Origin of the sequence: Kribbella sp. VKM Ac-2571 (assembly GCF_004362255.1) — a bacterium.
In the GTDB taxonomy this organism is placed as follows: domain Bacteria; phylum Actinomycetota; class Actinomycetes; order Propionibacteriales; family Kribbellaceae; genus Kribbella; species Kribbella pratensis.
The window spans coordinates 35,306-61,610 of sequence record NZ_SNWS01000019.1 but is presented as its reverse complement, the minus strand read 5'-3'; the positions used below and the strand labels follow the sequence as shown (position 1 = coordinate 61,610).

General features: G+C 68.5%; 27 protein-coding genes. 18 read left to right on the top strand and 9 right to left on the bottom strand.

Annotation, left to right across the window (positions count from 1 at the left end; all coding sequences use genetic code 11):
• Window positions 1–11 precede the first annotated feature (11 nt).
• The gene (gene pta, locus EV651_RS33245) at window positions 12–2,093 is read left to right on the top strand and encodes a phosphate acetyltransferase (RefSeq protein ID WP_133789231.1); all 2,082 of its coding nucleotides are present in this window, start codon (window positions 12–14) and stop codon (window positions 2,091–2,093) included.
• Window positions 2,090–3,277: an acetate/propionate family kinase gene (locus EV651_RS33240; RefSeq protein ID WP_133789230.1), complete on the top strand. Its 1,188-nt coding sequence runs from the start codon at window positions 2,090–2,092 to the stop codon at window positions 3,275–3,277. Before pta ends, EV651_RS33240 begins: the two co-directional genes overlap by 4 nt.
• On the opposite strand, the gene EV651_RS33235 is transcribed toward EV651_RS33240, so the two are convergent.
• The gene (locus EV651_RS33235; RefSeq protein WP_202870624.1) at window positions 3,274–4,944 is read right to left on the bottom strand and encodes a SulP family inorganic anion transporter; all 1,671 of its coding nucleotides are present in this window, start codon (window positions 4,942–4,944) and stop codon (window positions 3,274–3,276) included. The two genes, EV651_RS33240 and EV651_RS33235, sit on opposite strands and share 4 nt — an antisense overlap.
• Window positions 4,945–5,030: 86 nt before the next feature.
• Between EV651_RS33235 and EV651_RS33230 the strand changes: the two genes are divergently transcribed.
• From EV651_RS33230 to EV651_RS33215, 4 genes are all read left to right on the top strand, one after another.
• A complete protein-coding gene (locus EV651_RS33230) occupies window positions 5,031–5,483 on the top strand; it encodes a pyridoxamine 5'-phosphate oxidase family protein (protein ID WP_133789229.1) in 453 nt (150 codons plus the stop codon).
• 107 nt (window positions 5,484–5,590) lie between these two features.
• Window positions 5,591–6,562 carry a nitroreductase family protein gene (locus EV651_RS33225; protein WP_133789228.1) on the top strand — a complete coding sequence of 324 codons (972 nt, stop codon included), beginning with the start codon at window positions 5,591–5,593 and terminating at the stop codon, window positions 6,560–6,562.
• On the top strand, window positions 6,559–6,912 hold the full coding sequence (locus tag EV651_RS33220; RefSeq protein ID WP_133789227.1) for a hypothetical protein: 354 nt from the start codon (window positions 6,559–6,561) through the stop codon (window positions 6,910–6,912). Before EV651_RS33225 ends, EV651_RS33220 begins: the two co-directional genes overlap by 4 nt.
• A 47-nt stretch (window positions 6,913–6,959) precedes the next feature.
• Window positions 6,960–7,403 carry a GyrI-like domain-containing protein gene (locus EV651_RS33215; protein WP_133789226.1) on the top strand — a complete coding sequence of 148 codons (444 nt, stop codon included), beginning with the start codon at window positions 6,960–6,962 and terminating at the stop codon, window positions 7,401–7,403.
• A 69-nt stretch (window positions 7,404–7,472) separates the two neighbouring features.
• Here the strand turns inward: EV651_RS33215 and EV651_RS33210 are convergent, their stop codons facing one another.
• From EV651_RS33210 to EV651_RS33190, 5 genes are all read right to left on the bottom strand, one after another.
• A complete protein-coding gene (locus EV651_RS33210; protein ID WP_166658875.1) occupies window positions 7,473–8,288 on the bottom strand; it encodes an amino acid-binding protein in 816 nt (271 codons plus the stop codon).
• Between the two features lie 66 nt (window positions 8,289–8,354).
• On the bottom strand, window positions 8,355–9,224 hold the full coding sequence (locus EV651_RS33205) for a P1 family peptidase (protein WP_133789225.1): 870 nt from the start codon (window positions 9,222–9,224) through the stop codon (window positions 8,355–8,357).
• A 20-nt stretch (window positions 9,225–9,244) separates the two neighbouring features.
• Entirely contained in the window at window positions 9,245–10,441 is a 1,197-nt protein-coding gene (gene lhgO, locus EV651_RS33200; RefSeq protein ID WP_133789224.1) for an L-2-hydroxyglutarate oxidase, read from the bottom strand.
• A gap of 25 nt (window positions 10,442–10,466) precedes the next feature.
• Window positions 10,467–11,279 (bottom strand): alpha/beta fold hydrolase, encoded by an 813-nt coding sequence (locus EV651_RS33195; protein WP_133789223.1) that lies wholly within the window; start codon window positions 11,277–11,279, stop codon window positions 10,467–10,469.
• A gap of 34 nt (window positions 11,280–11,313) precedes the next feature.
• Complete coding sequence (locus tag EV651_RS33190; RefSeq protein ID WP_133789222.1) at window positions 11,314–12,363, bottom strand: substrate-binding domain-containing protein; 1,050 nt, start codon at window positions 12,361–12,363, stop codon at window positions 11,314–11,316.
• Between the two features lie 109 nt (window positions 12,364–12,472).
• On the opposite strand from EV651_RS33190, the gene EV651_RS33185 reads away from it, so the two are divergent.
• The 8 genes from EV651_RS33185 (at window position 12,473) to EV651_RS33150 (ending at window position 19,561) form a co-directional block, all read left to right on the top strand.
• Entirely contained in the window at window positions 12,473–12,856 is a 384-nt protein-coding gene (locus tag EV651_RS33185; RefSeq protein WP_133789221.1) for a MarR family winged helix-turn-helix transcriptional regulator, read from the top strand.
• Between the two features lie 103 nt (window positions 12,857–12,959).
• Window positions 12,960–14,600: a cytosine permease gene (locus tag EV651_RS33180; protein ID WP_133789220.1), complete on the top strand. Its 1,641-nt coding sequence runs from the start codon at window positions 12,960–12,962 to the stop codon at window positions 14,598–14,600.
• A gap of 385 nt (window positions 14,601–14,985) precedes the next feature.
• The gene (locus tag EV651_RS33175; RefSeq protein ID WP_133789219.1) at window positions 14,986–15,288 is read left to right on the top strand and encodes an urease subunit gamma; all 303 of its coding nucleotides are present in this window, start codon (window positions 14,986–14,988) and stop codon (window positions 15,286–15,288) included.
• Between the two features lie 11 nt (window positions 15,289–15,299).
• Window positions 15,300–15,701, top strand: coding sequence for an urease subunit beta (ureB, locus tag EV651_RS33170; protein WP_133789218.1), 402 nt, complete (start codon window positions 15,300–15,302; stop codon window positions 15,699–15,701).
• Window positions 15,694–17,391: an urease subunit alpha gene (locus EV651_RS33165; protein WP_238157348.1), complete on the top strand. Its 1,698-nt coding sequence runs from the start codon at window positions 15,694–15,696 to the stop codon at window positions 17,389–17,391. Before ureB ends, EV651_RS33165 begins: the two co-directional genes overlap by 8 nt.
• Complete coding sequence (locus EV651_RS33160) at window positions 17,391–18,194, top strand: urease accessory protein UreF (protein ID WP_133789216.1); 804 nt, start codon at window positions 17,391–17,393, stop codon at window positions 18,192–18,194. Before EV651_RS33165 ends, EV651_RS33160 begins: the two co-directional genes overlap by 1 nt.
• Window positions 18,187–18,900, top strand: coding sequence for an urease accessory protein UreG (gene ureG, locus EV651_RS33155; RefSeq protein WP_133789215.1), 714 nt, complete (start codon window positions 18,187–18,189; stop codon window positions 18,898–18,900). The genes EV651_RS33160 and ureG overlap by 8 nt, the downstream gene beginning before the upstream one ends.
• The gene (locus tag EV651_RS33150; RefSeq protein ID WP_133789214.1) at window positions 18,884–19,561 is read left to right on the top strand and encodes an urease accessory protein UreD; all 678 of its coding nucleotides are present in this window, start codon (window positions 18,884–18,886) and stop codon (window positions 19,559–19,561) included. Before ureG ends, EV651_RS33150 begins: the two co-directional genes overlap by 17 nt.
• On the opposite strand, the gene EV651_RS33145 is transcribed toward EV651_RS33150, so the two are convergent.
• Window positions 19,558–21,003, bottom strand: coding sequence for a gluconate:H+ symporter (locus EV651_RS33145; protein WP_133789346.1), 1,446 nt, complete (start codon window positions 21,001–21,003; stop codon window positions 19,558–19,560). The genes EV651_RS33150 and EV651_RS33145 overlap by 4 nt on opposite strands.
• Before the next feature lie 197 nt (window positions 21,004–21,200).
• Between EV651_RS33145 and EV651_RS42675 the strand changes: the two genes are divergently transcribed.
• Window positions 21,201–21,938 carry a VOC family protein gene (locus EV651_RS42675; protein ID WP_133789213.1) on the top strand — a complete coding sequence of 246 codons (738 nt, stop codon included), beginning with the start codon at window positions 21,201–21,203 and terminating at the stop codon, window positions 21,936–21,938.
• Here the strand turns inward: EV651_RS42675 and EV651_RS33135 are convergent.
• Window positions 21,925–22,401: an RNHCP domain-containing protein gene (locus EV651_RS33135; protein WP_238157347.1), complete on the bottom strand. Its 477-nt coding sequence runs from the start codon at window positions 22,399–22,401 to the stop codon at window positions 21,925–21,927. The two genes, EV651_RS42675 and EV651_RS33135, sit on opposite strands and share 14 nt — an antisense overlap.
• A gap of 117 nt (window positions 22,402–22,518) precedes the next feature.
• On the opposite strand from EV651_RS33135, the gene EV651_RS33130 reads away from it, so the two are divergent.
• From EV651_RS33130 to EV651_RS33120, 3 genes are read left to right on the top strand one after another with little or no spacing between them, the layout of a single operon-like run.
• A complete protein-coding gene (locus EV651_RS33130) occupies window positions 22,519–23,289 on the top strand; it encodes an ABC transporter ATP-binding protein (protein ID WP_133789211.1) in 771 nt (256 codons plus the stop codon).
• Between the two features lie 2 nt (window positions 23,290–23,291).
• A complete protein-coding gene (locus tag EV651_RS33125; RefSeq protein WP_133789345.1) occupies window positions 23,292–24,056 on the top strand; it encodes an ABC transporter permease in 765 nt (254 codons plus the stop codon).
• 25 nt (window positions 24,057–24,081) lie between these two features.
• Window positions 24,082–24,930 (top strand): MerR family transcriptional regulator, encoded by an 849-nt coding sequence (locus tag EV651_RS33120; RefSeq protein ID WP_133789210.1) that lies wholly within the window; start codon window positions 24,082–24,084, stop codon window positions 24,928–24,930.
• On the opposite strand, the gene EV651_RS33115 is transcribed toward EV651_RS33120, so the two are convergent.
• Complete coding sequence (locus EV651_RS33115; RefSeq protein ID WP_133789209.1) at window positions 24,856–26,286, bottom strand: alpha-amylase family protein; 1,431 nt, start codon at window positions 26,284–26,286, stop codon at window positions 24,856–24,858. The genes EV651_RS33120 and EV651_RS33115 overlap by 75 nt on opposite strands.
• Between the last annotated feature and the right edge of the window lie 19 nt (window positions 26,287–26,305).

Here is a 26,305-nt window from a genome sequence, read left to right as displayed (position 1 = left end):
AGGTTCGCAGTATGGGTAGCAGTGTCTACGTTGCTTCGGTGGAGGGCACGACCGGGAAGTCGACGGTGGCTCTCGGGGTGCTTCACCAGTTGTCCCGGCGAGTCGGGCGGGTGGCGGTGTTCCGGCCGATCGTCCGCGCGGACACCGCGACACACGGCGGACGGGACTACGTTCTCGAGCTGCTGATCTCGCAGGACGCGGTCGAGCAGTCGTACGACGACGGCGTCGGGGTCACGTACGACGAGGTGCACGAGGATCCCGACGCGGCCCTGGACACCATCGTCCAGCGCTATCACGCGGTCGCCGAGCACGCTGACGCGGTGCTGATCGTCGGCAGCGACTACACCGATGTCGGCACGCCGACCGAGTTCTCGTTCAACGCGAAGATCGCCGCGAACCTCGGCGCGCCGGTGCTGCTCGTGCTGAACGGGTTCGGCCGGACGCCGCACGACGTCCGGGCGATCGCCGACATGGCCGTGGCCGAGCTCGCCGCGAACCACGGCTCGCTGTTCGCCGTGATCGCCAACCGGGTGGACGACGGCGAAGGCAAGTCCCTCGTCGCGGCGCTCGACGGAATCGGCGCGCCGGCGTTCGCCATCCCCGAGGAGCCGGTGCTGAACCAGCCGCTGGTCGCGGACCTGATGGCCCCGATCGACGGCCGGCTCCTGAGCGGCGACCCGGAGCTCCTGACCCGCGAGGTCACCGGGCTGATGATCGCCGGGATGACGATGCCGAACGTGCTGGACCGGCTGTTCGACGGCGCCGCGGTCGTGACCGCCGGCGATCGCCCGGAGGTCGTGCTCGGCGTCCTGATGGCGCACGCGTCCCGGACCTTCCCGCAGATCGCGGCCATCGTGCTCAACGGCGGCTTCGAACTCCCGAGCCAGGTGCAACGACTGATCGAGGGACTCGGTGTCACGTTGCCGATCATCGAGACCGATCTCGGTACGCAGGCCACTTCCGCCAAGCTCACCGCGGTCCGCGGGCGGCTCACTAAGGACGCGCCACGCAAGATCGACACGGCCCTGGCACTCTTCGACCAGTACGTCGACGGTACGGCGCTCCTCGACCAGCTCGCGCTCGCCCGCAGCAGCGCGGTGACACCGCTCATGTTCGAGCATCAACTGGTCGACCGGGCGGTCTCCGACCGCAAGCACATCGTGCTACCGGAGGGCGAGGAGGAGCGGATCCTGCGCGCAGCCGACGTACTGCTGCGGCGGGGCGTCGCCGATCTCACCCTGCTCGGCGATCCGACCACGATCAGCGCGAAGGCCGCGGGGCTCGGCGTCGACGTGACCGCGGCGCACGTCGTACATCCCGAGAGCAGTGAGTTGACCGAGCAGTTCGCCGCCGAGTACCACCGGCTACGGCAGCATCGCGGCGTCGATCTCGACCGGGCGCGCGAACTGGTCCGGGACGTGTCGTACTTCGGCACGATGATGGTGCAGCTCGGGCTCGCGGACGGGATGGTGTCAGGCGCCGTCCACACCACCGCGCATACCATCCGGCCGGCGCTCGAGGTGGTGAAGACCGTCCCGGACGTCTCGGTCGTCTCGTCGGTGTTCTTCATGTGCCTGCAGAACCAGGTCCTGGTGTACGGCGACTGCGCGGTGAACCCGGACCCGACGGCCGAACAGCTCGCCGACATCGCGATCTCGTCCGCCGCGACCGCGACCGCCTTCGGGGTCGAGCCCCGGGTCGCGATGCTGTCCTACTCGACCGGCACGTCCGGCGCCGGCACCGACGTGGAAAAGGTGTCCAAGGCAACGAACATCGTCCGCGAACGCGCACCGCAGCTGCCGGTCGAGGGCCCGATCCAGTACGACGCCGCCATCGACAGCGCCGTGGCACGGACGAAGCTGCCGGACTCCCCCGTTGCCGGACGGGCCACGGTGTTCGTGTTCCCGGACCTCAACACCGGCAACAACACGTACAAGGCAGTGCAGCGCTCGGCGAACGCCGTCGCGGTCGGCCCGGTCCTGCAGGGCCTGCGCAAACCGGTCAACGACCTGTCCCGCGGCGCGACCGTCCGGGACATCATCAACACAGTCGCGATCACAGCGATCCAGGCCCAGGAAGGCGGAACGCGATGAGTGATCACGTACTGGTGATCAATGCCGGATCGTCTTCCCTCAAGTACAGCCTCGTCGAAGCGAAGTCGGGTGAGGCCGCGGCGACGGGGCTCGTCGAGAAGATCGGCGAAGCGCATAGCCACCACGTGCACCACGGGCCCGACGGCGAGTTCAACGACGACCGGGCGGTGGCTGATCACGAGGCGGCGCTGGAGGCCGCCGTACAGGCGTTCGAGACGCATGGTCCCGCGCTCGATGAGGTGGACATCGTGGCCGTCGGGCACCGAGTCGTCCACGGCGGCGACCGGTTCGCGGCGCCTGCGCTGGTCGACGACGAGTTGATCGCGGCGGTGACCGAGCTGGTTCCGCTGGCACCGCTGCACAATCCCGCGAATCTCGAGGGCATCGAGGTCGCGCGGCGGCTGCTGCCGGACCTGCCGCATGTCGCGGTCTTCGACACGGCGTTCCATCAGACGTTGCCGCCGTACGCCTACACCTACGCGGTGCCGAGCTCCTGGCTGGACGAGTACGGCATCCGGAGGTACGGGTTCCACGGCACGTCGCACTCGTTCGTGTCCGGTCAGGCCGCCGCGCTGCTCGGGCGTGAGCTCGAGGACGTGAACCTGATCGTGCTGCACCTCGGCAACGGTTGCTCCGCGACCGCCGTCCAGGCCGGCAGATCCGTGGACACGTCGATGGGGCTGACGCCGTTGGAGGGTCTGGTGATGGGGACCCGGTCGGGCGATCTCGATCCGGCCATCCACGGGCTCCTCGCGCGGGTCGCGGGCCGGTCGGCCGAGGAGACCGACCGGGCGCTGAACTCGGAGTCCGGGCTCAAGGGCCTCACCGGCGTGAACGACTTCCGCGAGGTGTCACGCCGCCGGGCAGCCGGAGACGAGCGGGCAGAGCTCGCGTTCGACATCTACTGCTACCGCTTGAAGAAGTACATCGGCGCGTACTACGCCGTACTGGGAAGGGTCGACGCGATCGTCTTCACCGCCGGTGTCGGTCAGCACTCAGCCGAAGTGCGCGCCGCCGCCCTCAGCGGCCTGGAAGGCCTGGGGATCCACCTCGACCCGATCCGCAACGCGGACCCCACCGACAACATCGCCTCCGCCGAGGACAGCCCGGTCGCCGTCCTGGTCATCCCCACCAACGAGGAGTGGGAAATCGCCCGGCAGGCACTCGACGTCGTCCGCAGTTAGTCCGCTGGCTGGTTGCGGAAGGCTTCTACCGCTGTGGGGAGGGTGTAGAAGACGCGGTCGGGGCCCAGGCGGTCGAGGAAGCCGGCGTTGTTCAGGTCGTCGCGGAGTTCTTGTTTGACCCGGGCGAGCGCCAGGACGATGCCGCGGGACTTCAGGTCCTCGCGCAGGGCGTCCAGGGCGTCGAGCGCGGTGATGTCGATCTCCACGTTCGCCTCGGTGTTCAGCAGGAACCAGCGCACCGGCGTCGGCGCCTCGTCGGCCGCGGCCAGCGCGCGGCGATGGAAGTCCTCGGCGTTCGCGAAGAACAACGGCGAGTCGTACCGGTACACAACCAGACCGGGCACTGGCACCGCATCCGGGTAGTCGTCGAGGTCGTGCATCCCCGCGATCCCGGGAACGTAGCCGAGGATCCCGTCGTGCGGCCGGGCGACGCGACGTAGTACGTCGAGCACGGACAGCCCGACCGCGACGAGTACGCCGTACAGGACGTCGAGCGCGACCACACCGACGGTCGTTGCCACCGCCAGCAGGAACTCGCTGCGGCGGAACGACGCGATGCGGCGGAACTCTCCCAGTTCGATCAGGCGCAGCGCGGCGTACACGACCAGGGCGCCGAGCGCGGGGATCGGGAACGTCTCTAGCAGCGGGCCGGCGAAGAGCAACGTCGCGACGATGGTGAGCGCAGCCACCAGCGAGTAGACCTGGCTCTTCGCGTTGGAGGCGTCCGCGAGGGCGGTACGGCTGCCGCTGCTGCTGATCGGGAAGCCGCGCAGAAGGGCCGCCGAAACGTTCGCCAGTCCGAGTACGAGCAGTTCCCGGCCCGAGTCGATGCGCTCGCCACTGCCGCGGCTCTCGAAGGCGCGGGCGGTGAGGACCACGTCGGTGTAGCCGACCAGCGCAACACCCACCGCAGGCAGGACAAGCAGACCAAGGTCCTGCACTGACAGCGCAGGCACGTGCGGCACGGGCAGACCGCTGGGAATCGAACCGACCAGTGCCACTCCTCTGTCGCCCAGATCAGCCGCCCAAGTCACTAGCGCTGCTAGCGCCACCACTACGAGCGGGCCGGGGATCCGAGGCGTCCAGCGGGCCAAGGCGAGCAGCAACGCCAGAGCCGCCACCGACAACATCACCGGAGCGACCTTCCAGTCACCGATCAGCCGGAGCGCGGACAGCACCTCCGCCGGTGGGGAGTCACCTTTGACGGATGCACCGGTGAGCCGTCCCAGCTGGCCGGTCATCATGATCACCGCGATACCGGCCAGGTAGCCGATCAGCACCGGCTTGGACAGCAGATCGGCCAGGAACCCGAGCCGCGCCGCCCACCCGAGCAGACAGATCGCTCCGACCAGCAGTGCCAGTACGGCGGCCAACTCGGCGTACCGCACCGGGTCCCCAGCGGCGAGCGGGCCGATCGCGGTGGCTGTGAGCAGCGCCGTCGTCGACTCCGGACCGAGTGACAGCAGCCGCGACGAGCCGAGGAAGAAGTAGAGCACCAACGGACCGAGCGCGACCCACAACCCGGTCACCGCCGGCAGACCAGCGAGCTGCGCATACGCCATCACCTGCGGGACGAAGTACGCCGCGACCGTCAGGCCGGCGAGTACGTCGGCCCGCAACCAGCCCCGCTGATACCGGCGCAGCGTCTCGACTCCGGGAATCGTCAAGCTTCACCCCTTTCGGGAAACAGTGTCCTTCCTGCTCGGGACTTTCGGCCCTACTGCCACGCTCGAAGTCGCCGGACCGTTGACTCGTGGACACCTTTGGGACGACGCGGCAGTTCGACAGATCCCGCCTGGAGATCATCGGGCCGGCGGACTGTGTGCGGCTGCTCGCGTCGGTCCCGCTCGGCCGGCTGGTCTACACCCACGGCGGTCTGCCGGCGGTCCGCCTGGTCAACTTCGTCGTCGACGACGACACGATCGTGTTCAGCACCGGCCAGGGCGACAAGTTCCGGGCCGCCGAGCGTGGCGACGTGGTCGCGTTCGAGGCCGACGAGGTCGATGCGGAGCGGCACGTCGGGTGGACGGTGACGGCGATCGGGCATCTGTCCGTGGTGACGGACGACGAGGCCGCCGAGTTGCGTCGTACGTTGGCCCTGCATTCCTGGATGCCGATGGCCGAGCCGCAACTCGTCCGGCTCGGAATCGAGTCCGTCCACGGCCGGCGCCTGGTCCCGTGGGGCCGGCGTCCGCGCTTCCGCTAGTCGCCACTGTTCCTGGCGTGGTCGGCCGAACGGCCCATCAGGTCGGGACTCTTGCCCGCATCGCCGCCCATGCTCCTCCGACGAAGCTGAAGGTGGAGGTGGATCCCATGACCGATCAGTTGCCCAAAGAGCACATCGACGTCCTGCTGGCGGCGGCCGTCGCCGCGCCGAGTATGCACAACACCCAGCCGTGGCGGTTCGAGATCGACGGTCACGTGATCGACGTCTACCTGGACGGGTCCCGCACACTACCTGCCGAGGACCCGACCGGCCGGGCGATGCGGATCGCCGCCGGCGCCGCCACCTTCAACCTCCGCTGCGCGGCCGAGAGCCTCGGGTACGGCACCTGGTTCGGGCTGGCGCCGTATCCGAAGGAAGAGCCTGACCTGCTCGCCCGGATCGTGATCGAGCCCAGCGCGACCCGGAACGACGAACTGCGCGACCTCGCCGTACAGATCCCCTATCGCCACACCGACCGGAACCCGTCGGACACCACCCCGGTGGCCGAGGGGACGCGGATCTCGCTGATGCAGGCGGCGTGCGCCGAGGGCGCCCAGCTCACCTGGCTCGCCGATGACGACGTCCACAAAGTCCTCGATCTGGTGCTCGACACCGACCTGCGCGAGATCGGCGACTGGCACCGCCGCGCCGAACGCGCCCACTGGGTCGGCGGCGAACGAACCGCCGAGGGCATTCCCAGCTCGGCGCTCGGCCCGCGCTCCGCCACCTATCCGGCGGCTGTCCGCGACATGGGGACCCGGCCGACCGACCGCGTGCGGGTCGAGCGGCAGTTCGAACAGCACCCGGACCTCGCCGTACTCTCGACCGGCCTCGACGAGCCTTCCGACCAGGTCGCGGCGGGCGCAGCGCTCGAACGCGTGCTGCTCACCGCGACGCGGGACGGTGTCAGCGCCTCGTTCCTCAACCAGCCGCTCGAGTACGACGACCTGCGCCGCCGTGTCCAGCGCCTTACCGGACTGCCCGGCCACGCGCACATGATCATCCGCTTCGGCCACCACCGATCCGGTTCGGCAACCGCCCGCCGGCCGCTCGCCGAGTTCCTGAAGGAGCAGTCATGACCACGTTGCGCCAGGAGATCGACCGCTGGGAGGCCGACCTCAGGAACCTCGCCGAGACCAGCTCGTCCGACAGTTGGTTCCTCGAAGAGCGCCGGCTGGCGGAGGCCCAGCACACCCTGGGCGCCTTCCGCGGGCACATCCTGCCGCTGCTGATCGCACGGCCGCCGTACGACTCTGTCGTCGCCGAGTTCGAACACCTGCTCGACGGTCTCGAGGACGACCGCAACGAGCTGTTCCGGACCGTCCACTCCAGCGCCTCGCATCAGCGGATCGCGGAAACCGTGGCCGCCCTGCGCGCCCTCGGCCGGGTCGCCCTCAGTATCCAAGTGCCGGTTGCCGACGTACATTGAGTGATGGTGATGCACCGATGCCCCAGGTGAGATTTCACAGCGACGAATTGACCGCAGTAAGGCGGGGTCACCTTGTCGCCGAGCAGTTGGCGGACTGGGTTCCGTCGGCCTGTGCCGCGGTGGCCGAGCATCTGCGGCACCACGGCATCGCTCCGACCGGCTACCCGTTCGCCCGCTGGCACCCGTTGCCCGGCGGCGAGATCGAGGCCGAAGCCGGCTTCCCGGTCGGCACGCCGATCGCGGACAGCGAAGAGGTCGAAGCGTCCTCTCTGCCCGCCGGACCGGTGCTCGCCGTCTGGCACACCGACCCGGACGAGAAACTCCCGCTCAGCTACCACGCGGTCCAGGACTGGCTGGAAACCGAGGAAGCGATAGCGGCCGGAGACAGCTGGGAGATCTACCACGACCTCCCTACCTGCGAGCGCGTCGGAACCCGCATCGAGATCGTCCAGCCGATCACCTTCCCGACCGCCTCACCGCACCGCACCTGAGGCGGCCCCAACCGGCTCAGCGGGCTCAGTGGGCTCAGCGGCTCAATGGGCTCAGTGGGCTCAGTGGGCTCAGTGGGTGATGGTTTGGGCGGCTTCCGCCAGTTCGGCGAGGCGGTGTGCGCGAGCGGACTCGGCCGGGGTGAAAGGTTCTCCCGGACGGCTGAACGCGAACAGACCGGTCCACGGCGAAGGAACCTTCAGCACCGTCCCGTCGTCGGGAAGCTGACCCGTCAGCGTCGCCCGACTGGTGACCAGCTGAGCGCCGAGCAACTCGGCGACGGCATGCGGCAGCTCGCCGGGATCCGCGACCACACGAGCCGACAGACTCAACGCCTTCGTCTGTCCGTCCACCAACGCCAACGCGGTCGTCGGCCACACGTGCGTCTCGCGTCCGCCGCCGGACTCGATCGCATCCTCCAGGTCAGTGGCCGTGACGTCATCCGGCGTCGAGACGACCAGTTCGTCCCGCACCCCGTCGTCCATCGGATGAACGTGCAGCCCGAGGATGTTCGCGTCCAGGACGGAGAGCTGCCGGGTAACGCTCTCCAGTGCTCCCGCCCGATCGTCGAGTGTCACGCGGATCCGCCACAGCGTTCCGATACCGTGCCGCGGACGAGCCTTCGGCGCATGCAGCCAGGATCGCAGCAGCCGCATCGTCGACGGTTCCACCACCCAGATCACGAGCGCCGTCGTCACGCTCGCCAGCACGGCAACCGAGACCAGGTACGGCGGATGCGCAGCGAGCACCACCGCATGCGAGGCCAGCTCCACCGGAGCGATCGCCACCAGCTTCGCCAGCGTCAGCCGGAGCCGCCGGGGATGCGGCAGCCGTCCACACACATCACAGGCGGTTCCACCCGTGAGCGTCGTACGCAACGAGTCCATACCTGAAAGCGTCCTCGACCCAGATTGCCCAGCTGTTGCGCCGGCGTGAAGTTCGCGAGGGTTCGATCAGGCCGACCCAACGCTCCGTACGGCGTCGGCGACGCAGGCGAGGGCGAGCAGCCTGACGATGTCGACGTGCATGTCGACCTGCCCGGTCGCCGCGGCGACGAACCCGTCCCCGTCGAACTGGGTGTGCGGTGGCGTGATGGACCGCGCGAGGCCGTCATGGGCGCCCTGGGCAACGGTCCGGCAGCCGACCTTGTCGAGGCGGGCGTTCGTCACGACGATGCCGATCGTGGTGTGCGCGCGTCCCTCGCCGAAGGCAAACGGCTCCGCGAGGATCCGTACCGCGTCGAACGACACGTCCTTGCCGCCGTCGTCGACGTCACCGAAGGCATTCACCACGGCGAGGCAGGCAACCACGAGCTCACCAAGACGATGTTCGGCGTACCCGAGCCCGCCGGGCCGTCGACCGTCCGGCCCGCGCCAATGACCGACGTATGCCCCGGTCCCTGCCCCCACCTGGCCCTGGAGGACCTGTTCCGCTGTGCACGCCTGCGCGGCCGCGTACCCGGCGGCGGAGTCCGGTGCCGCGGCGGGATCGCCCGCGGTGAGGTCGAAGAGCGCCAGTGTCGGCACGATCGGCACCGCGCCCGCAGGGGTCTGCACGCCGCGTCCCTGCTCACGGTAGAACCGCATGACGCCATCGGCAGCCGCCAGACCGAAGGCCGATCCCCCGGTCAGGACGACGCCGTCGACCGCGTTCACGGCCTTCCCCGGCTCCAGCAGCTCCAGCTCCCGGGAGGCCGGCGCGCCGCCACGCGCTTCGTACGACGCGACGGTACCGGCCGGCAGATCCACGACCGTGCAGCCGGTCCGCCCCTCGAAGTCACTCCAATGCCCCACCCGCACCCCTGGCACCCCGAACGTTGTCATGCCGACCAAGATAGGCGTGCTCAGGCTCGGTCGGCGGACAGTTCCTCGGCGATGCGGTTGCCGATGACGAGACAGGCGGTGGCGGCGGGTGACGGCGCGTTCAGTACGTGCAGGGCGCGGCCGTCGCGGAGGAACAGGAAGTCGTCGACCAGTTTGCCGTCGCGGGTCACGGCCTGGGCGCGGACGCCGGCCCCGGACCGTCGTACGTCGGAAACCTGCAACTCCGGCAGCATCCGCCGCGCCTCGCGGACCAACGCACGACCGGCGAGCGAGCGGACGATCTCCTTCGCGCCGGTGCGTGCGTACCGGCGCGCGAGCTTCCAGGAACCGCGGTAGGTCACCGACTCCCACACGTCCCGTACGACGATCTTCGACCATGAGTAGCCCTCGCGGGACAGCGCAGGGACCGCGTTCGGGCCGAGGTGGACGCTGCCATCGATGCCGCGGGTCAGGTGGACGCCGAGGAACGGCAGGTCGGGATCGGGCACCGGATACACGAGCCCTTTCACCAGGTACTCCCGCTCGGGGACGAGCTCGCTGTACTCGCCGCGGAACGGGAGAATGCGGACCCCCGGCTCAAGACCGGACGCGCGCGCGAGCCGGTCGCTGTGCAGGCCCGCGCACACGGCCACGCGGTCTGCTTCGATCACGTCGTCGGTCGTCCGCACGCGCACGATGGAGCCCGCGTTCTCGACCGCCGTGACGGATACACCGGTCCGGATCTCGCCGCCTGCCGCCCGTACGTCGTCGGCGAGCGCGACGGCGACGAGCTTGAAGTCCACGCGTCCCGTCGAGTCGACCGCGAGCGCACCCTTGACCCGCAGATGCGGTTCGCGTTCGGCGACCTCGTCCAGGGTCAGCCGACGTACCGGGACACCGTTCTCGCGGCCGATCCCGAACAGGCGATCGAGCTGCGGCAGTTCGGCCTCGGTTGTCGCGACGACCAGCTTGCCCGGCACGTCGAGCGGGATGCCCTTCTCCTCGCAGTACTCGCGCAACGCCGTACCGCCCGCCACCGCGAACCGCGCCTTCAGCGAGCCCGGACGGTAGTACAGCCCCGAGTGCACCACGCCCGAGTTGTGCCCGGTCTGGTGCGCCCCGACGGCCGGCTCCTTCTCCAGTACGACGACCGGCGTACCGGGATCGAGCCGCTGCAGGCTTCGCGCCACAGCCAGCCCCACGATCCCGCCACCGACCACCACCGCAGATCTCGTCACCTGTGAAAAGAGGCTCGACACATGGTCATAAATACAGCCACTTGCGCAGCTCCGTCGCCAGCGCGACCGGGGCGTCGTACTGCATCAGGTGGCCGGCGTCCGGTACTTCGACGTACGTCGCCCCCGGGATCAGCCCGGCCAGCCGGCGCCCGGTCGCGGACGGGATCCATGCGTCCTCGCTCCCCCAGACCACCTTCACGGGGATCGTGAGGTTGCCGATCGTCCGCTCGTTCTGGACCAGGAACTCCTTGTCGTACTGCGCGATCTGCCGATAGAACGCCGGCTGCCCCACCTCCGAGCACCACGGAGAAACTAGCGCTGCTAGCTCCTCGTCCCGCAGCCCGCGATGACTCGCCGCGCTCACGTACGCCCGCAGGATCGCCTCGTGGATGTACGCCGGCAGCTCGTCGAGCGTCGTCGGGTGGCGCTTCACGAACTGGAAGAACGCCGACCCGCTCGGCGGGATCGCTACCACGTCGACCAGCATCAACGACTCGTACGCCGCACCCTCGGCTAGCGTTGCTAGCAACGAGACGGCACCGCCGAAGTCGTGCGCCACGACCCGCGGCCGCTCCAACTCCCAGTGCTCGAGCAACGCCGCGAACGCCTTCGCCTGCGTGCCGAAGTCGACCGCGTGTTCGGGGTCCTTCGAGGACTCGCCGTACCCCGGCATGTCCCACAGATACACGGTGAAGTCGGCGCTCAGCGCATCGGCGTACCGCGACCACACCCGCGACGAGAACGGTGTCCCGTGGCAGAACACCAGCGGCGGACCGCTGCCCGCCCGTCCCCATGCGATCGATCGGCCTTCCCAGCTGAACCGCTCCTTCACGTCCATCCCCCAAGCTAACCATCAATGCGGTTCATGACGGTTAGGCGGTGTGGGCGATCTGCTCCTGGATCCGGAATTCGAGGCCGTCGGCGACCGCCAGGTACACGTCCTGGTCGACGAGGTTGCCGTCGAGGCGCAGCAGTCCGCGCGGGCTGTCGTAGAAGTGGCCGCTCGGGAGGGCGGCCGACATGGTGATCGAGCCGCTGATCTCGCCGAGCCGGGCCAGGAAGCGAATCGCCTCGTAGCAGGACTCGCCCACCGCGTTCAGCGCGGGCGCGAAGGCCCCGAAACGGGCGTAGTACTGCTGGGCGAACTCGCTGCTCTCGACGGTCGTGAGCTTGTCGAAGTACGCCGCGGCCGCGTAGACGCCGTGATTCGCGCCCGATCCCGCGCCGAGCAGCGTGTTCTCCTCGATCGCCGGGCTCAGCCGGAGCAGTTTCTCGCTCAGTCCGCCGGCCGCGAACTGCCGGTTGAAATGCACCGCGTCCTGCCCCATCAGGAGCATGATCACGCCGTCCGCGTCGGTTGCCCGGAGGCCGTCGATCACGTCCCGGAAGTCCGCCGTACCGAGAGGGACATAGGCCGAGTGCACGATCTCGGATCCCGTTCCCTGCAAGGCCTCCTGGGCCACCGAGCCGGTCACCCTCGGATAGACGTAGTCGTTGCCTACGACAACCCACCGCCGGGCGCCGAGGTGCTCGCGCAACCAGTGCGCCGCGGGCAGCAACTGGTTGACCGGACGCTCGCCGAGCATGAACACGCCGGGCGTGTCGTCGCCGCCCTCATGCATCGCCGCGAACGCGTACACGACCCGCCCGCCGATCCGTCGGGTCAGCGCGACCCGGACCGCGGAGATGTGCCAGCCGGCCACGGCCTCGACGCGACCCTCGTCGACGAGCCGCCCCACATCCTCGGGCGGGCGCCCGGCATCGACCTGGACGAGCTCGACCCGGCGGCCGGCGATGCCGTTGCGGGCGTTCAGCTGCTCGACCGCGAGCTGGCCGCAGGCGAGACAGGACGGTCCGTAGATCCCGGTCGGGCCCTGCAGCGGCACGACGAAGGCGATCGGCAGTACGTCGGAGCGCCGCATCGTCACCTCCTCCCGCCGGACATGCGCTCAAGTGTGGACGAACCGGAGGCGGAACATCGACCGAACGGCTATATTTCCCACCACCTGAACCGAAGCGGGGTGGTGCGGCGTGCTCCTGGTGCTGAAGCGCATCGAGCGGCAGCTCGAGCTGGGTCTGCAGCCGTTGCTCGACGAGTTCGGCCTGACGATCGAGCAGTGGCGGATCATGGCCGCGCTCCACGAGGAGCCCGGGCAGCCGATGTCGATGCTCGCCGAGTCCGCCGTCCTGCCGGCCGCGAGCCTGACCCGGCACGTCGACAAGCTGGTCGAGCGCGGGCTGGTGCTGCGGCGCATCCATCCGGACGACAAGCGCCGGATCGTCACGGCCCTCTCCCCCGTCGGCGGCACGGTCGCCGATCGCCTCGCCTCGGCGCAGCGCGAGCTCGAGGCGGAGGTAGCGAAGTACTTCCAGATGGAAATACACGAACGTAGCAGCTCGGCAACACGCCGGTAACACGGCGTTCCTAGGTTCCTTCCATTCGGGTGCATCCCCCGCCGGCAACGTCGCCGGGCCGCCGGAGCACCGCTCGCCCGAAGGTGCCGCCAGGAGTTCGCCCATGTCTGTGGAGCCCTCGCTCGACCACCGCACCACCGCTGAGACCCCCGCCCCCACCACCGCGACCCGCGAGACGCTGGAGGACTACACCCTCCGGTTTGCGCCGCGCAGCTACCGGAAGTGGTCGACCGGCGTCGTCGCCGTCTCGGCCCTCGGCGGGATCGCCTACCTCGCCGACTTCGCGATCGGCGCGAACATCGGGATCTCGTACGGGACCACGAACGCGCTGTGGGGTATCGCGATCTTCGCCGTGGTGATCTTCGCGACCGGCCTGCCGCTCGCGTACTACGCCGCCCGCTACAACATCGACCTCGACCTGATCACCCGCGGCAGCGGCTTCGGGTACTACGGCTCGGTCGTCACCAACGTGATCTTCGCGTCGTTCACGTTCATCTTCTTCGCGCTCGAAGGCTCGATCATGGCGCAGGGCCTGCAGTTGGGGCTGCACGTGCCGCTGTGGCTCGGGTACGCCGTCTCGACACTGGTGATCTTCCCGCTGGTCATCTACGGGATGAAGGTGCTGTCCACGCTCCAGGTGTGGACGACGCCGCTGTGGCTGATCCTGATGGTGCTGCCGTTCTGCTACCTGCTCGTGTCGCACCCGTCGTCGGTGCAGACGTTCTTCGACTACGGCCCGGACGCCGACTTCGGCTCGATGCTGCTGGCTGCCGGGGTGTGCCTGTCGCTGATCGCGCAGATCGCCGAACAGATCGACTACCTGCGGTTCATGCCGCCGAAGACCCCCGAGAACTCGCGCCGGTGGTGGACCGCGGTGCTGCTGGCCGGACCGGGCTGGGTGATCTTCGGCGCCCTGAAGCAGGTGATCGGCCTGTTCCTGGCTGTTTACATCATCGCTCAGGTCACCGACAGAACCGCGATCGCCAACCAGCCGGTGCACCAGTTCCTGGAGATCTACCGCGGGTTCCTGCCCGGGTGGCTGGCGATGACGCTGGCCGTCGTACTGGTCGTCATCAGCCAGGTGAAGATCAACGTGACGAACGCGTACTCCGGATCGCTGGCCTGGACGAACTCGTACACCCGGCTGACCCGGCACTACCCCGGGCGGCTGGTGTTCCTCGGGTTCAACCTGGTGATCGCGCTGGTGCTGATGGAGGCGAACATGTTCGACTTCCTGAACACCATTCTCGGGTTCTACGCGAACTGCGGGATGGCGTGGATCGTGGTCGTTGCCTCGGACATCGTGTTCAACAAGTACCTGCTGGGGTTGTCCCCGAAGGCGCCTGAGTTCCGCCGCGGCATGCTGTACGCCGTCAACCCGGTCGGCTTCGGATCGATGGCGGCGGCCGCGGGCGTGTCGATCGTCGTGTTCTTCGGTGGCCTCGGCTCGGGGATCAAGCCGTACTCACCGCTCGTCGCGATCGGGCTGGCCCTCGTCCTGCCGCCGGTGCTCGCCGTCCTCACGCGCGGGAAGTACTACCTGCGCCGGTCCGACGACGGGCTGGACCTGCCGATGTACGACGAGCACGGGAACCCGTCCGGCGAGGTGCTGACGTGCCACGTGTGCCGGCAGCAGTACGAGCGTCCCGACATGACCGCCTGCGAGACGCATGATGCCGCCGTCTGCTCGCTGTGCCTGAGCACGGACAAGGTCGCCGACCACGTCCTACCGTCACAAGCATGACTTCCTCGTGGAGCGCCGCGGGGCCAAGGCACATCGAAGTCCCGACCTCTCGCCCCATCGCAACCTCCCGCCCCGTCATCCCCTCTGCGCCGAGTACCTGGAGGGCTTCTCGCTCCCCGTGCGGAAAATCCTCCACCGTTCCGCGGAGAAACCACCTAGTTCGGCAACCCAACCCGCTGCCGCACCTCGTGACGGCTGCCATGATGCACTTTGGGGAGAGTTACCTCCCATATCGGGTAGAAAATCCTCCCCAACCCGGCGTGTGGAGCGGGAGCTTGGCTCTGGCTCCATCCAGGCTGCTGTCTCTGCAGCCCCCGACCTGCGAAGGGAGTCAGCGGCGGTTGCTTCCTGCGTCGACAACAGGGCGGCCCCGCAACACCACACCATGAACTTCACTCCCGCTGACGTCGAGAAGCTGCTGCTCTCCGTGGCCGGCATGGTCGCCCGCGACCGGCTGGCCCGGGGAGTGCTTCTCAACCACCCCGAAGCCGTCGCCCTGCTCAGCACCTGGGTGATCGAACGCGCCCGCGAAGGCGCCCGCGTCGCCGACCTGATGGAGTCCGGTCGCACCGTCCTGAGCCGCGACCAGGTCATGCCCGGCGTCGCCGAACTCCTGCACGACGTCCAGGTCGAAGCCACCTTCCCCGACGGCCGCAAACTCGTGACTATCCACAGCCCGATCATTTGAAGGCAGAATCCATGGCCGACGACGATAGACTTAGCAAGGAAAGACAGGGCGCGGACACAACGGCCCCCACCACGGCACCAACGAACGCACCCGGGGCAATCCGTGTACGACCCGGCACCATCCAACTGAACGCCGACCGCTCCGACGACGAACGTTTACGGCTGGTGATCGTGAACGCCGGCGACCGGCCGATCCAGATCGGCTCGCACCTGCACCTGCCGGACGCCAACACGTCCCTCAGCTTCGACCGCGAGGCCGCCCAGGGGTTTCGGCTGGACATCCCGTCGGGTACGTCGCAGCGCTTCGAGCCCGGCGCCTCCCGTGAGGTGGCGCTGGTCGCGCTCCGCGGCAGGCGGCGGGTGCCTGGGATCCAGCTGAAGCCGGCTGAGTCCGATGAGGTGGATCGTGGTTGAGATCTCGCGTGCGGCGTACGCCGCCCTGTACGGGCCGACCGTCGGCGACCAGGTGCGCCTCGGCGACACCGATCTGTGGGTCGAGGTCGAGCAGGACTTCACCGTCGGCGGCGAGGAGGTCGTCTTCGGCGGCGGCAAGTCCATCCGCGAGTCGATGGCGCAAGGTACGACGACCCGCGCGGAGGGTGCGCCGGACACGGTCATCACCAACGTGCTGGTCGTGGACTGGTGGGGCATAGTGCGCGCCGACGTGGGCATTCGCGACGGCCGGATCGTCGCCCTCGGCCGCGCGGGCAACACCGACATCGCGGACGGCGTACACCCCGACCTCCAGATCGGGCCCTCCACCGACGTGATCGCCGGCGAGGGGCGCATCCTCACCGCCGGTGCGATCGACTCGCACGTCCACCTGCTGTCGCCGTCGCAGCTCCACGAGGCGCTGGCGACCGGGATCACCACGATCGTCGGCGGCGGCACCGGCCCGAGCGAGGGGTCGAAGGCGACCACGGTCACCCCCGGCGCGTGGCATCTCGAGCAGATGCATCGCGCGCTGGACGCCGTACCGCTCAACATCCTCCTGCTCGGCAAGGGGAACACCGTCAGCGCCGAGGCCCTCGCCGAACAGGCGCTCGCCGGCGCCGCCGGGTACAAGGTGCACGAGGACTGGGGGTCGACCCCGGCCGCGATCGATGCGTCCCTGCGTGCCGCGGACGAGTGGGGTCTTCAGGTCGCGCTGCACGCGGACAGCCTGAACGAGGCCGGGTACGTCGAGTCGACGCTCGGGGCGATCGCGGGCCGCGGCATCCACGCGTTCCACGTCGAGGGCGCGGGCGGTGGTCACGCGCCCGACATCCTCACGATCGCGTCGTACCCGCATGTCATCCCGGGCTCCACGAACCCCACGTTGCCGCACACCGTGAACACCGTCGCCGAGCATCTCGACATGCTCATGGTCTGCCACCACCTGAGCCCCGACGTTCCCGAGGATCTCGCGTTCGCCGAGTCCCGGATCCGGGCCACAACGATCGCGGCCGAGGACATCCTGCACGACCTCGGTGCGCTCTCGATCACCTCGTCGGACGCGCAGGCGATGGGCCGGATCGGCGAGGTCATCACCCGCACCTGGCAGGTCGCCCACGTGATGAAGCACCGCCGCGGCCCGCTCGGCGCGGTCGCCGACAACGAGCGGGTACGCCGGTACGTCGCGAAGTACACGATCAACCCGGCCATTGCCCACGGCATCGATCACGTCGTCGGCTCGGTCGAACCCGGCAAACTCGCCGACCTCACGCTCTGGGACCCGCGGTACTTCGGGGTCCGCCCGAGCCTGGTGATCAAGGGCGGCGCGATCGCCTGGGCCGCCCTCGGCGATCCGAACGCGTCGATTCCGACGCCGCAGCCGGTGCTGATGCGGCCCGCGTTCGGCGATGCGATCGGGGCGGATCTCTCGTACACGTTCGTGTCCCCGGCCGCGCTCGAGAACGGGCTGGCCGAGCGGCTCGGGCTGCGCCGGGGACTGCTCGGCGTACGGCCGACGCGTGAGCTCACCAAGGCGGACCTGAAGAACAACGACGCGCTGCCGGCGATCGACATCGACCCGGAGACGTTCGCGATCAAGGTCGACGGCGACCTGGTCGAGCCGGCGCCGGCGCCGGTCCTCCCACTTGCTCAGCTGTACGCGATGTTCTGATGGGCAACGCGGAACTGGTCGCGATGATGCTCGCCGACGGCCGACTGCCGACCGGCGGGCACACCCAGTCCGGCGGACTGGAACCTGCCGTACGCGCGGGCCTAGGTGCCGACGGCAAGCAACTCGCCGACGTCGCGTCCTATGCCCGGGATCGCCTCCGTACGACGACCCGCGTCGAGGCCGCTGTCGCCGTACTCACCCGCCACCTCGCCCTTTCCGGAACAAATGTTGCACCAGGCGACGAAAATGTTCCGCAAACCACGGGCCAGCCCGACACGCAGACCCCCAACTCGCCGAGTCGTGCGGATTGGTTCGGACTCGAAGGCCACGCGGCTCAGGGCGGAGTGGGGCAAGGGGTGGGATACGTCGAGGCGGCGTGGGCGGCGCGGACGCCCAGTCACGTCGTGCGAGGGGTGTCCCGGCGGCAGGGGCGGCTGTTGTTGCGGCTGGCATGTCGCGTCTGGCCCGATGTGTCGACGTACCTTCCGAACGACGGCGAGATCGCGAGACCCGTAGTACTCGGGGTCGTCGGAGCGGTGACCGGACTGTCGGCGGAGCAAGTGGCGCGCACCATCGCGTACGACGATGCGCAGACCGTCATCTCCGCGTCGTTGAAGTTGCTGCCCGTGGACCCGGCAGACGCCGCGACCTGGCTGGCCGGTCTGCACGACGACATCGAGTGGCTCGTCAAGGACGTCGCGCCCCTGACCCGAATCGACGACATCCCGGCCGACGGTGCGCCGCTGATCGACGTGTTCGCGCACAACCATGCCATCGAGAGAATGAGGTTGTTCCATGCCTGAGACCCGCTCCTTCCGCCTCGGTGTCGCCGGACCGGTCGGCACCGGCAAGAGCTCACTGATCGCGACCGTCTGCCGCGAGCTCGCCGGCGAACTCCAGCTCGGCGTCATCACCAACGACATCTACACCGACGAGGACGCCCGGATGCTCAAAGCAGCCGGCGTCCTCGACCCGGAACGCATTCGCGCCGTCGAGACCGGAGCCTGCCCGCACACCGCGATCCGCGACGACGTCACGCCGAACCTGATCGCGGTCGAGGACCTCGAACGCGACTTCGCGCCACTGGATGTCGTCCTTGTCGAGTCCGGCGGCGACAACCTGACCGCCACGTTCTCCCCCGCGCTCGTCGACGCGCAGATCTTCGTACTCGACGTGGCCGGCGGCGGCGACGTGGCACGCAAGGGCGGTCCCGGTATCGCCCGCGCCGATCTCCTGATCGTGAACAAGACCGACCTCGCGCCGTACGTCGGAGTGGACGTCGAGCAGATGGTGAAGGACGCCGAGACGGCCCGCGACGGGAAACCGGTGATCGCGCTCTCTCGCACGGATCCCGCCTCGATCGCCCTCTTGACCGAATGGGTGCGCTCGATGGCCCACGCCGTACGCGCGGGCGACCACACGCCCGTCGATCCCGGACCGATGGCTCCGCATTCGCACATCGGCGACGACGGCGAACTGACCACGCACACCCATGCCCACACGCATTGACGTCGTCGCCGACCCGGTCCGCGATCGCTGCCTGCTGACAACCGACCACCTGTCGCCGCGGCAACTGCCCAGTGCCGACGGCGTGGTGCGCGTCGCTCTCGTCGCGGCAGGCGCACTGTTGCTCGCCGGCGACGACGTACGCATCGAGATCGCGGTCTCCGGCGCCGTACGGCTCGAGATCGTGGAGACCGCCGGAACCGTTGCCTACGGCATGCGTGGCGGCACGGCGCGCTGGGACATCGACATCCGCCTCACCGACGGCGCGAGCCTTCAGTGGTACGCCGAACCGTTCGTCGTCTCCGCCGACGCCGACGTCACCCGTACGACGACCGTACGCCTCGCGACCGGCTGCACCGCACATCTTCGCGAGTCACTCGTCCTGGGCCGCCACGGCGAGACCGGCGGCGTACTGCACACCGCGACCCGCGCCTGGCTCGGCGAGAACATGCTCCTCGCCGAGGATCTCGACCTCTCCCCCGAACCCCGCGCCGGCTGGGCAGTCCTGGGCACGAACCGTTGCCTCGACACCGTGACCACACTCGGCTTCCGGCTCCCCGACGACCCGCAAACCCTGCAACTCGAGGGCCCCGGCTCGATCGCTCGCCGACTGGTCCACGAACAGCACCAGAGCACCCTGAACCGCCCAGCCGCCGCGAGCTAGATGAAGATCGAGAGCAGTAACGTCATGGCCAGGCCCATGATCGAGATGAGGGTCTCCATCACCGACCAGGTCTTGATGGTCTCGCCAACGGTCATGCCGAAGTACTCCTTGACCAGCCAGAAGCCGGCGTCGTTGACGTGCGAGAAGAACAGCGAACCGGCACCGATCGCCAGCACCACCAGCGCGAGATAGGTCGTACTCTCGCCGGTCGCCAGCGGCGCGACGATCCCGGCCGCGGTCACCGTCGCGACCGTCGCGGAACCGGTCGCCAGCCGGATCAGAACCGCGACGATCCAGCCGAGCAGCAACGCCGACAGGTTCGCCGCGATGGCGATCTTGGCGATCGCGGTACCGGTCCCGCCGTCGACCAGGACCTGCTTGAAACCGCCGCCAGCACCGACGATGAGCATCACGCCCGAAATCGGGAGCAGGCTCTCTCCGATCTTCCTGCTCAGCTCCGGGATGCCGAAACCCACCGCAGTGCCGAACGTGAACATTGCGAGCAGTACGGCGATCAACAGCGCGACGACCGGGTCGCCGATGAACTGGAGGAACGGATAGAGCGCGTTCTTCTTGCTCATCCAGACGTCGGACGCGGCCTTGATCAGCATCAGCGCCACCGGCAGCAGGACCGTCACGATCGTCGCGGTGAAGCTCGGTGTCCGGGTCCGGACGGTGCCTGGCGGCGGGTCCTGGGGCCTGCTGTGTTCGCCTTCGCTCTCGTGGTGCCCTTCGCCTTCGATCTCGTGGTGGCCGGCACCGACCTCGAGCGCCGCGCCCGCGGCCCCGATCGGGACCCACTTCGCCGCGAGCCGGCCGAACAGCGGACCGGCGACGATCACCGTCGGAATCGCCACCAGCAGACCGAGCGCCAGCGTGATGCCCACGTTGCCCCCGAGTACGCCGATCGCGGCCAACGGCCCGGGGTGCGGCGGTACGAAACCGTGCAGGACGGACAGGCCCGCGAGCGCGGGGATACCGAGCAGCATGGCTCGCGCGCCGGTACGCCGTACCGCGAGCACCACCACGGGAATCAGCAGTACGAGGCCGATCTCGAAGAACATCGGGATACCGATGATGAAGGCGATCAGCGCCATCTTCCACGGGAGCGCGCCGGTTCGGCCGCGCAGGATCGTGTCGACCACCTGATCCGCGCCGCCGGAGTCGGCGAGCAGCTTGCCCACCATCGCGCCGAGGGCGATCAGTACGCCGACGTACCCGAGGACACTGCCGACGCCGTTCTCGTACGACTTCGTGACCGCCCCGGCGCCGATCCCGGACGCGACGCCGACGAACAACGCGCCGATCGTGAGCGACAGGAACGCATGCACCTTGAACGCGACGATCAGCGCCACGATCACCGCGATCCCCAGCACGGCGACGATCAGCACCCGGGTGTCGTGCCCGTTCCAGGGCGCATGAACGTCCGCCTCAGCGACCAGCGGAACCAGACCGGCTTCGTAAGCGAGACTCACAATTTCACCGCTCTCCGGACGCCACTAGGAACCTGACCGCCACAGACGCCCTCTTTGGCAGTGTCCCACCACGCCCCGGATCCCGACGCCCGACGCGACGAGCCAGGTCGCGGTGTTGAACCAGGCTCTCAGGGTTGCGAGCAGCCGGGCATAGGATCGGCGGTATGGCGACGCGGCTGGTACAGGTCTCGATGAAGGCTCACGACAGCTCCGCGCTCGGCAGGTTCTGGGCGGAGGCGCTCGGCTGGGAGGTCACCGCGGACAACGCCCAGGAAACCAACCTCGAGCCCGAGGGCTTCAGCTACCCCGACCCGAGCGCCGTCTGCATCGACATCCTTCCCGTCCCCGATCCCAAGACGGCGAAGAACCGCGTCCACCTCGACCTCGCCACCACCTCCGCGGCCCACCAGGCGGACCTGATCGACCGCCTCCAGAGCCTCGGCGCGACCCCCGCCGACATCGGCCAGGGCAACGTCCCGTGGACGGTCCTCGCCGACCCGGAAGGTAACGAGTTCTGCGTACTCGAGCCGCGACCGGTCTACAACGACACCGGCCCGATCGCCGCGGTCGTCGTGGACTGTGCCGACCCGCGAACGATGGCCCGGTTCTGGTCCGAGGCCATGGACTGGACGCTCCACGAGTCGACCGACAACTCCGCCGTACTGCGTTCCGCTAAGGGCGTCGGGCCGTACCTCGAGTTCATCCGCACCCCCGACGCGAAGGCCGGCCTGAACCGCATCCACCTCGACCTCCGCCCGTACCCCGCCGACGACCACGCGGCGGAGGCGGACCGGCTGCGCTCGCTCGGCGCCACCGACCTGGACATCGGTCAAGGTGAGGTCCCCTGGACCGTTCTGGCAGATCCCGAGGACAACGAGTTCTGCCTCCTCACTCCTCTCTGAGCGCGGTCGCGTTCTTGCGCCCCCGGGGCTTGCGACGGTTGCCGTTGCCTGAGGGCTCGGGGTCGGGCGCGAACGGGACGAACGGCATGGTCAGCGGGAGCGCTGCCAGTCGCATCAGGAGCAGGACGTTGTCGTCGCCGGCGGTCTTGTTGAGGCGGAGACGCCCACAGTTGGTGCACCGGTGGATGAGGACCCAGCGGCCCTCGCCGCGGACCGTGACCGCGATCGGCTCCATGCCGCCGGCACAGTCGGCCTTGCGATCACCCGGCACGTTGCGGTCGAGATGACGCGACCACAAGCAACTCGGGCAGTGATTGCGATGGGTGGTTCCGGGGGCGTCGAGGGAGACCTCTACGCCGCAATGTTCACAGCTGAACGAACGTACGAATGCCAAACCGAAGAACCTTTCAGAGCAAAGCTGCAGGACAGAGCAGACATACGCTTCCCTCCTCCCGGTCCGCACCGGCTGATCCGGCGCACGTCCCCACAGCAGACCAGCCCGCCTCGAGCACCGTCAAACAATTAACGGCCGGGGTCCGGCTTGACCTTGACGCAGGGTCAACCCCGCAGGGTTGGCTTCATGACAGTTCAATCCGCCGGTGAGCCGGCGATTCGGGTCCAGGGGCTGGAGAAGGCGTACGGGAAGAAGGCCGTACTGCGTGGTGTGGAGTTCGACGTCGCGCGGGGCAGCATCTTCGCGCTGCTCGGCTCCAACGGGGCGGGCAAGACCACGACGATCAGGATCCTCTCCACGCTCCTCAAGGCGGACGCGGGAACGGCCGCCGTCAACGGGTTCGACGTGGCCACGCAGCCGGCCGACGTACGGGAATCCATCAGCCTGACCGGGCAGTTCGCCGCCGTCGACGAGATCCTCAGCGGCCGCGAGAACCTCGTACTGGTCGGCAAGCTGCGGCACGTCAAGGACCCCGGCGCGGTCGCCGACGACCTGCTCGACCGCTTCTCGCTGACCGAGGCGGCCGCCCAGCGGACAGCGACATACTCGGGCGGAATGCGCCGCCGCCTGGACATCGCGATGAGTCTGATCGGGAACTCGCCGGTGATCTTCCTCGACGAGCCGACCTCGGGGCTCGATCCCGAGGCGCGGATCGAGGTGTGGCAGACCGTCAAGGAGCTGGCCGGTCACGGTACGACGGTGCTGCTCACCACGCAGTACCTGGAAGAAGCCGAACAGCTCGCCGACCGGATCGCGATCCTGCACCAGGGCCGGATCATCGTCAACGGCACCCTCACCGAACTCAAGCAGCTCCTCCCACCCGCCAAGGTCGAGTACGTCGAGAAGCAACCGACCCTCGAGGAGATCTTCCTGTCAGTCATTGGAGACCAGCGATGACCATGAGTACGTCGTACTTCGTCGGCGACACCGTCGCCCTGACTGCTCGCACCCTGCGCCACGTCACCCGCAGCCTGGACACCATCATCACGACCGTCCTCACGCCGATCGCGTTGATGCTGATGTTCGTCTATGTCTTCGGCGGTGCGATCGACACCGGGTCCACGGCGTACGTGAACTACATGCTGCCCGGCATCCTGCTGATCACGATCGCGTCGGGCGTGGCGTACACGGCGTACCGGCTGTTCATGGACCTGGCGACCGGGATCTTCGAGCGGTTCCAATCGATGCCGATCGCCCGCTCGGGCGTGCTGTGGGCGCATGTCTTCACCTCACTTGTCGCCAACCTGATCTCACTGGTCGTCGTGGTGGGCGTCGCGCTCGTGATGGGCTTCCGCTCGGGTGCCGGCGTCCTGGCCTGGCTCGCGGTGACCGGCATTCTGTTCCTGTTCACCCTGGCGCTGACCTGGGCCGCGGTGATCCCCGGGCTCACCGCGTCGTCGGTCGAGGGCGCGGGCGCGTTCGGGTACCCGCTGATCTTCCTGCCGTTCGTCAGCTCGGCGTTCGTCCCCACCCAGACCATGCCCGGCCCGGTGCGCTGGTTCGCCGAGAACCAGCCGGTGACGTCCATCGTCGACACGATCCGCAACCTGCTCGCGCAACAACCCGTCGGCAGCAGCATCTGGGCCGCGCTCGCCTGGTGCGTCGGCGTCCTCGTCGCGGCTTACGTGCTCGCGATGGTCGCCTATCGCCGCAAGATCGCCTGAGGCATCCCTGAGGGAACATGGACCCATGCTCACGATCAGCCAGCTGGCGGCGTACGCCGGCGTGACGGTGCGGGCAGTGCGCCACTATCACAAGATCGGGCTGCTGCCGGAGCCCGCACGCGACCGCTCCGGGTACCGGTCGTACAACTCCGCCGCCGTCGTACGCCTGATCCGGATCCACACGCTCGCTGATGCCGGCGTACCGCTGGCCCGTGTGCAGGAACTCCTCGACGCCACTCCCGCGAAGTTCGAGGACGGCGTACAGCAGATCGACAAGTCGCTGCGCGCCGAGATCCGGCGGTTGCAGGTGAGCCGCCGCCGGCTCGCCAGACTTGCGGCCGGCGACCACCTCGCGCTTCCGCAGGCCGTTGTGGACTATCTCGACCGGCTGCGCGGTTACGGCGTCAGCGAGCGCTACATCGTCATGGAGCGCGACGCCTGGATCATGATCGCCGCCCAGGTACCGGAGGTGATCGACACCGTGATCGCCGCGAAGCACGAGCAACTGGACGATCCCGATGCCCAGAAGCTCTACAGCCTGGTGAGTCAGGCAGTCGACAATCCGGGTGGCGAGGCCTTGCTGTTCGAGATCGCCGACATCCTGGAACGTATGTACCTCCGCGCCTTCGAGGCCGGCCAGCTGGGTGACGAGCCCTTCGACGACCAGCTCGTCGAGCTGCTGGACGCGGTCATGCTCGAGTCCGCGCCCGAGGCGGCGCGGCTGCTCACGATCCTGGAGGAACGAGGCTGGAAGGGCTGGACCCGCATCGAGCGCGTGCCTACCGACAGGCTCGAGGCGCTACGAGATCCTGGCGGCAGCGTGGAGCGCGAGACCGTCGGTGGCTGCGATGTCGGCGCGGAACCAGCCTGCTGAGTCGACCGTGTACGTCGGTCCGGTGCAGCTGCCGGCCGAGTAGTCGCCGTGGAAGACGTCGCAGTACACGCCGGCCGGAAGCTGGGTGTGGAAACTCCGGCCGGTCAGCGCCGAACTCTCGTCGTTCAGGACGAGGTAGCCCCTGTCGCCACGGCCGAACGCGATCGCGTCGTTCCCGTTGTCCCACCACTCGGTCACGGCGGTCCCCCGTACGGCGTTGTGGAAGCCGACCATGTTGGCGATCACCCGCCACTCGTGCTCGCACCGCCAACGGTTGCTGAAGCACGTCGTGTCGACCGTCTGCCCGTTACCGGTCGACGGCGGTCCCTCGTCGTTCGACGTGTACTCGTAGCTCGACATCACCTTCGGCGTCCCGTACGTCCAGGCCAGCATGAACGCGTTCGCCATCGCATAGCGGCCGTTGTCACGGAACGTCAGTACGCCGCCGCCGCGCTGGGTGTCGTGGTTGTCGGTGAACACCACGGCACGATCCGACGCGAGCGGCTCCGCGAACGTGCGCAGGTAGGCGAGGCGCTCGCTGTTGAAGATCTTGGCGAGATCCTTCCCGTACCGGAACTCGAGTACGTCGCCGTTCCCGACGTACTCGTCGGGGGTGATCGGCTCGCCGGCGCCGTAGATGACCTCCTGGTACAGGTACGCCGGACGCGACAAGCGGGACTTGATCGCGGCGATGTCCTCGGCGGGCATGTGCTTCGAGGCGTCCAGCCGGAACCCGTCGACGCCGATCGACAGCAGGTCGTTCAGGTATGCCGCGATCCGGCCGCGAACGTAGTCGGTACCGGTTGCCAGATCGGCCAGGTCGACGAGCTCACAGTTCTGCACCTCGTACCGGTCGCCGTAGTTGACGATGTCGTCGTTCCCGTTGCGTCCGCAATGATGGAAGTCCTGCGTCTGGTACGTCCCCGGGTAGTCGTAGTGCGTGTACGACGACCCCGCGCTGCCGGTACCGCCCGACGAACCGCCGGTCATGTGGTTGATCACGGCATCGACGTACACCTTGACACCGGCTGCGTGGCAACTGTTGACCATGGCGACGAACTGGCTGCGCGTGCCGCGGCGTGTGCTGTCCAGCTTGTAGCTCACCGGCTGGTAGTCCTGCCACCACGGATACCCGGACCCCGGCAGCACGACATGCTCCTGCGGCGGCGAGACCTGCACCGCGCCGTACCCCTTCGGGCCGAGCACCTGCTCGCACTCCCGCCCGACCGATGTCCAGTTCCATTCAAACAACTGGACGATGACGTCCCGGTCCCCCACCGGCGCCGACTGCGCACTCACCCCGCTCAGTCCGGCCAGCGACAGGCCCAGCAACAGGACCAGCAATTTGCGCATCATCGGACTCCCTCGGGGCGGC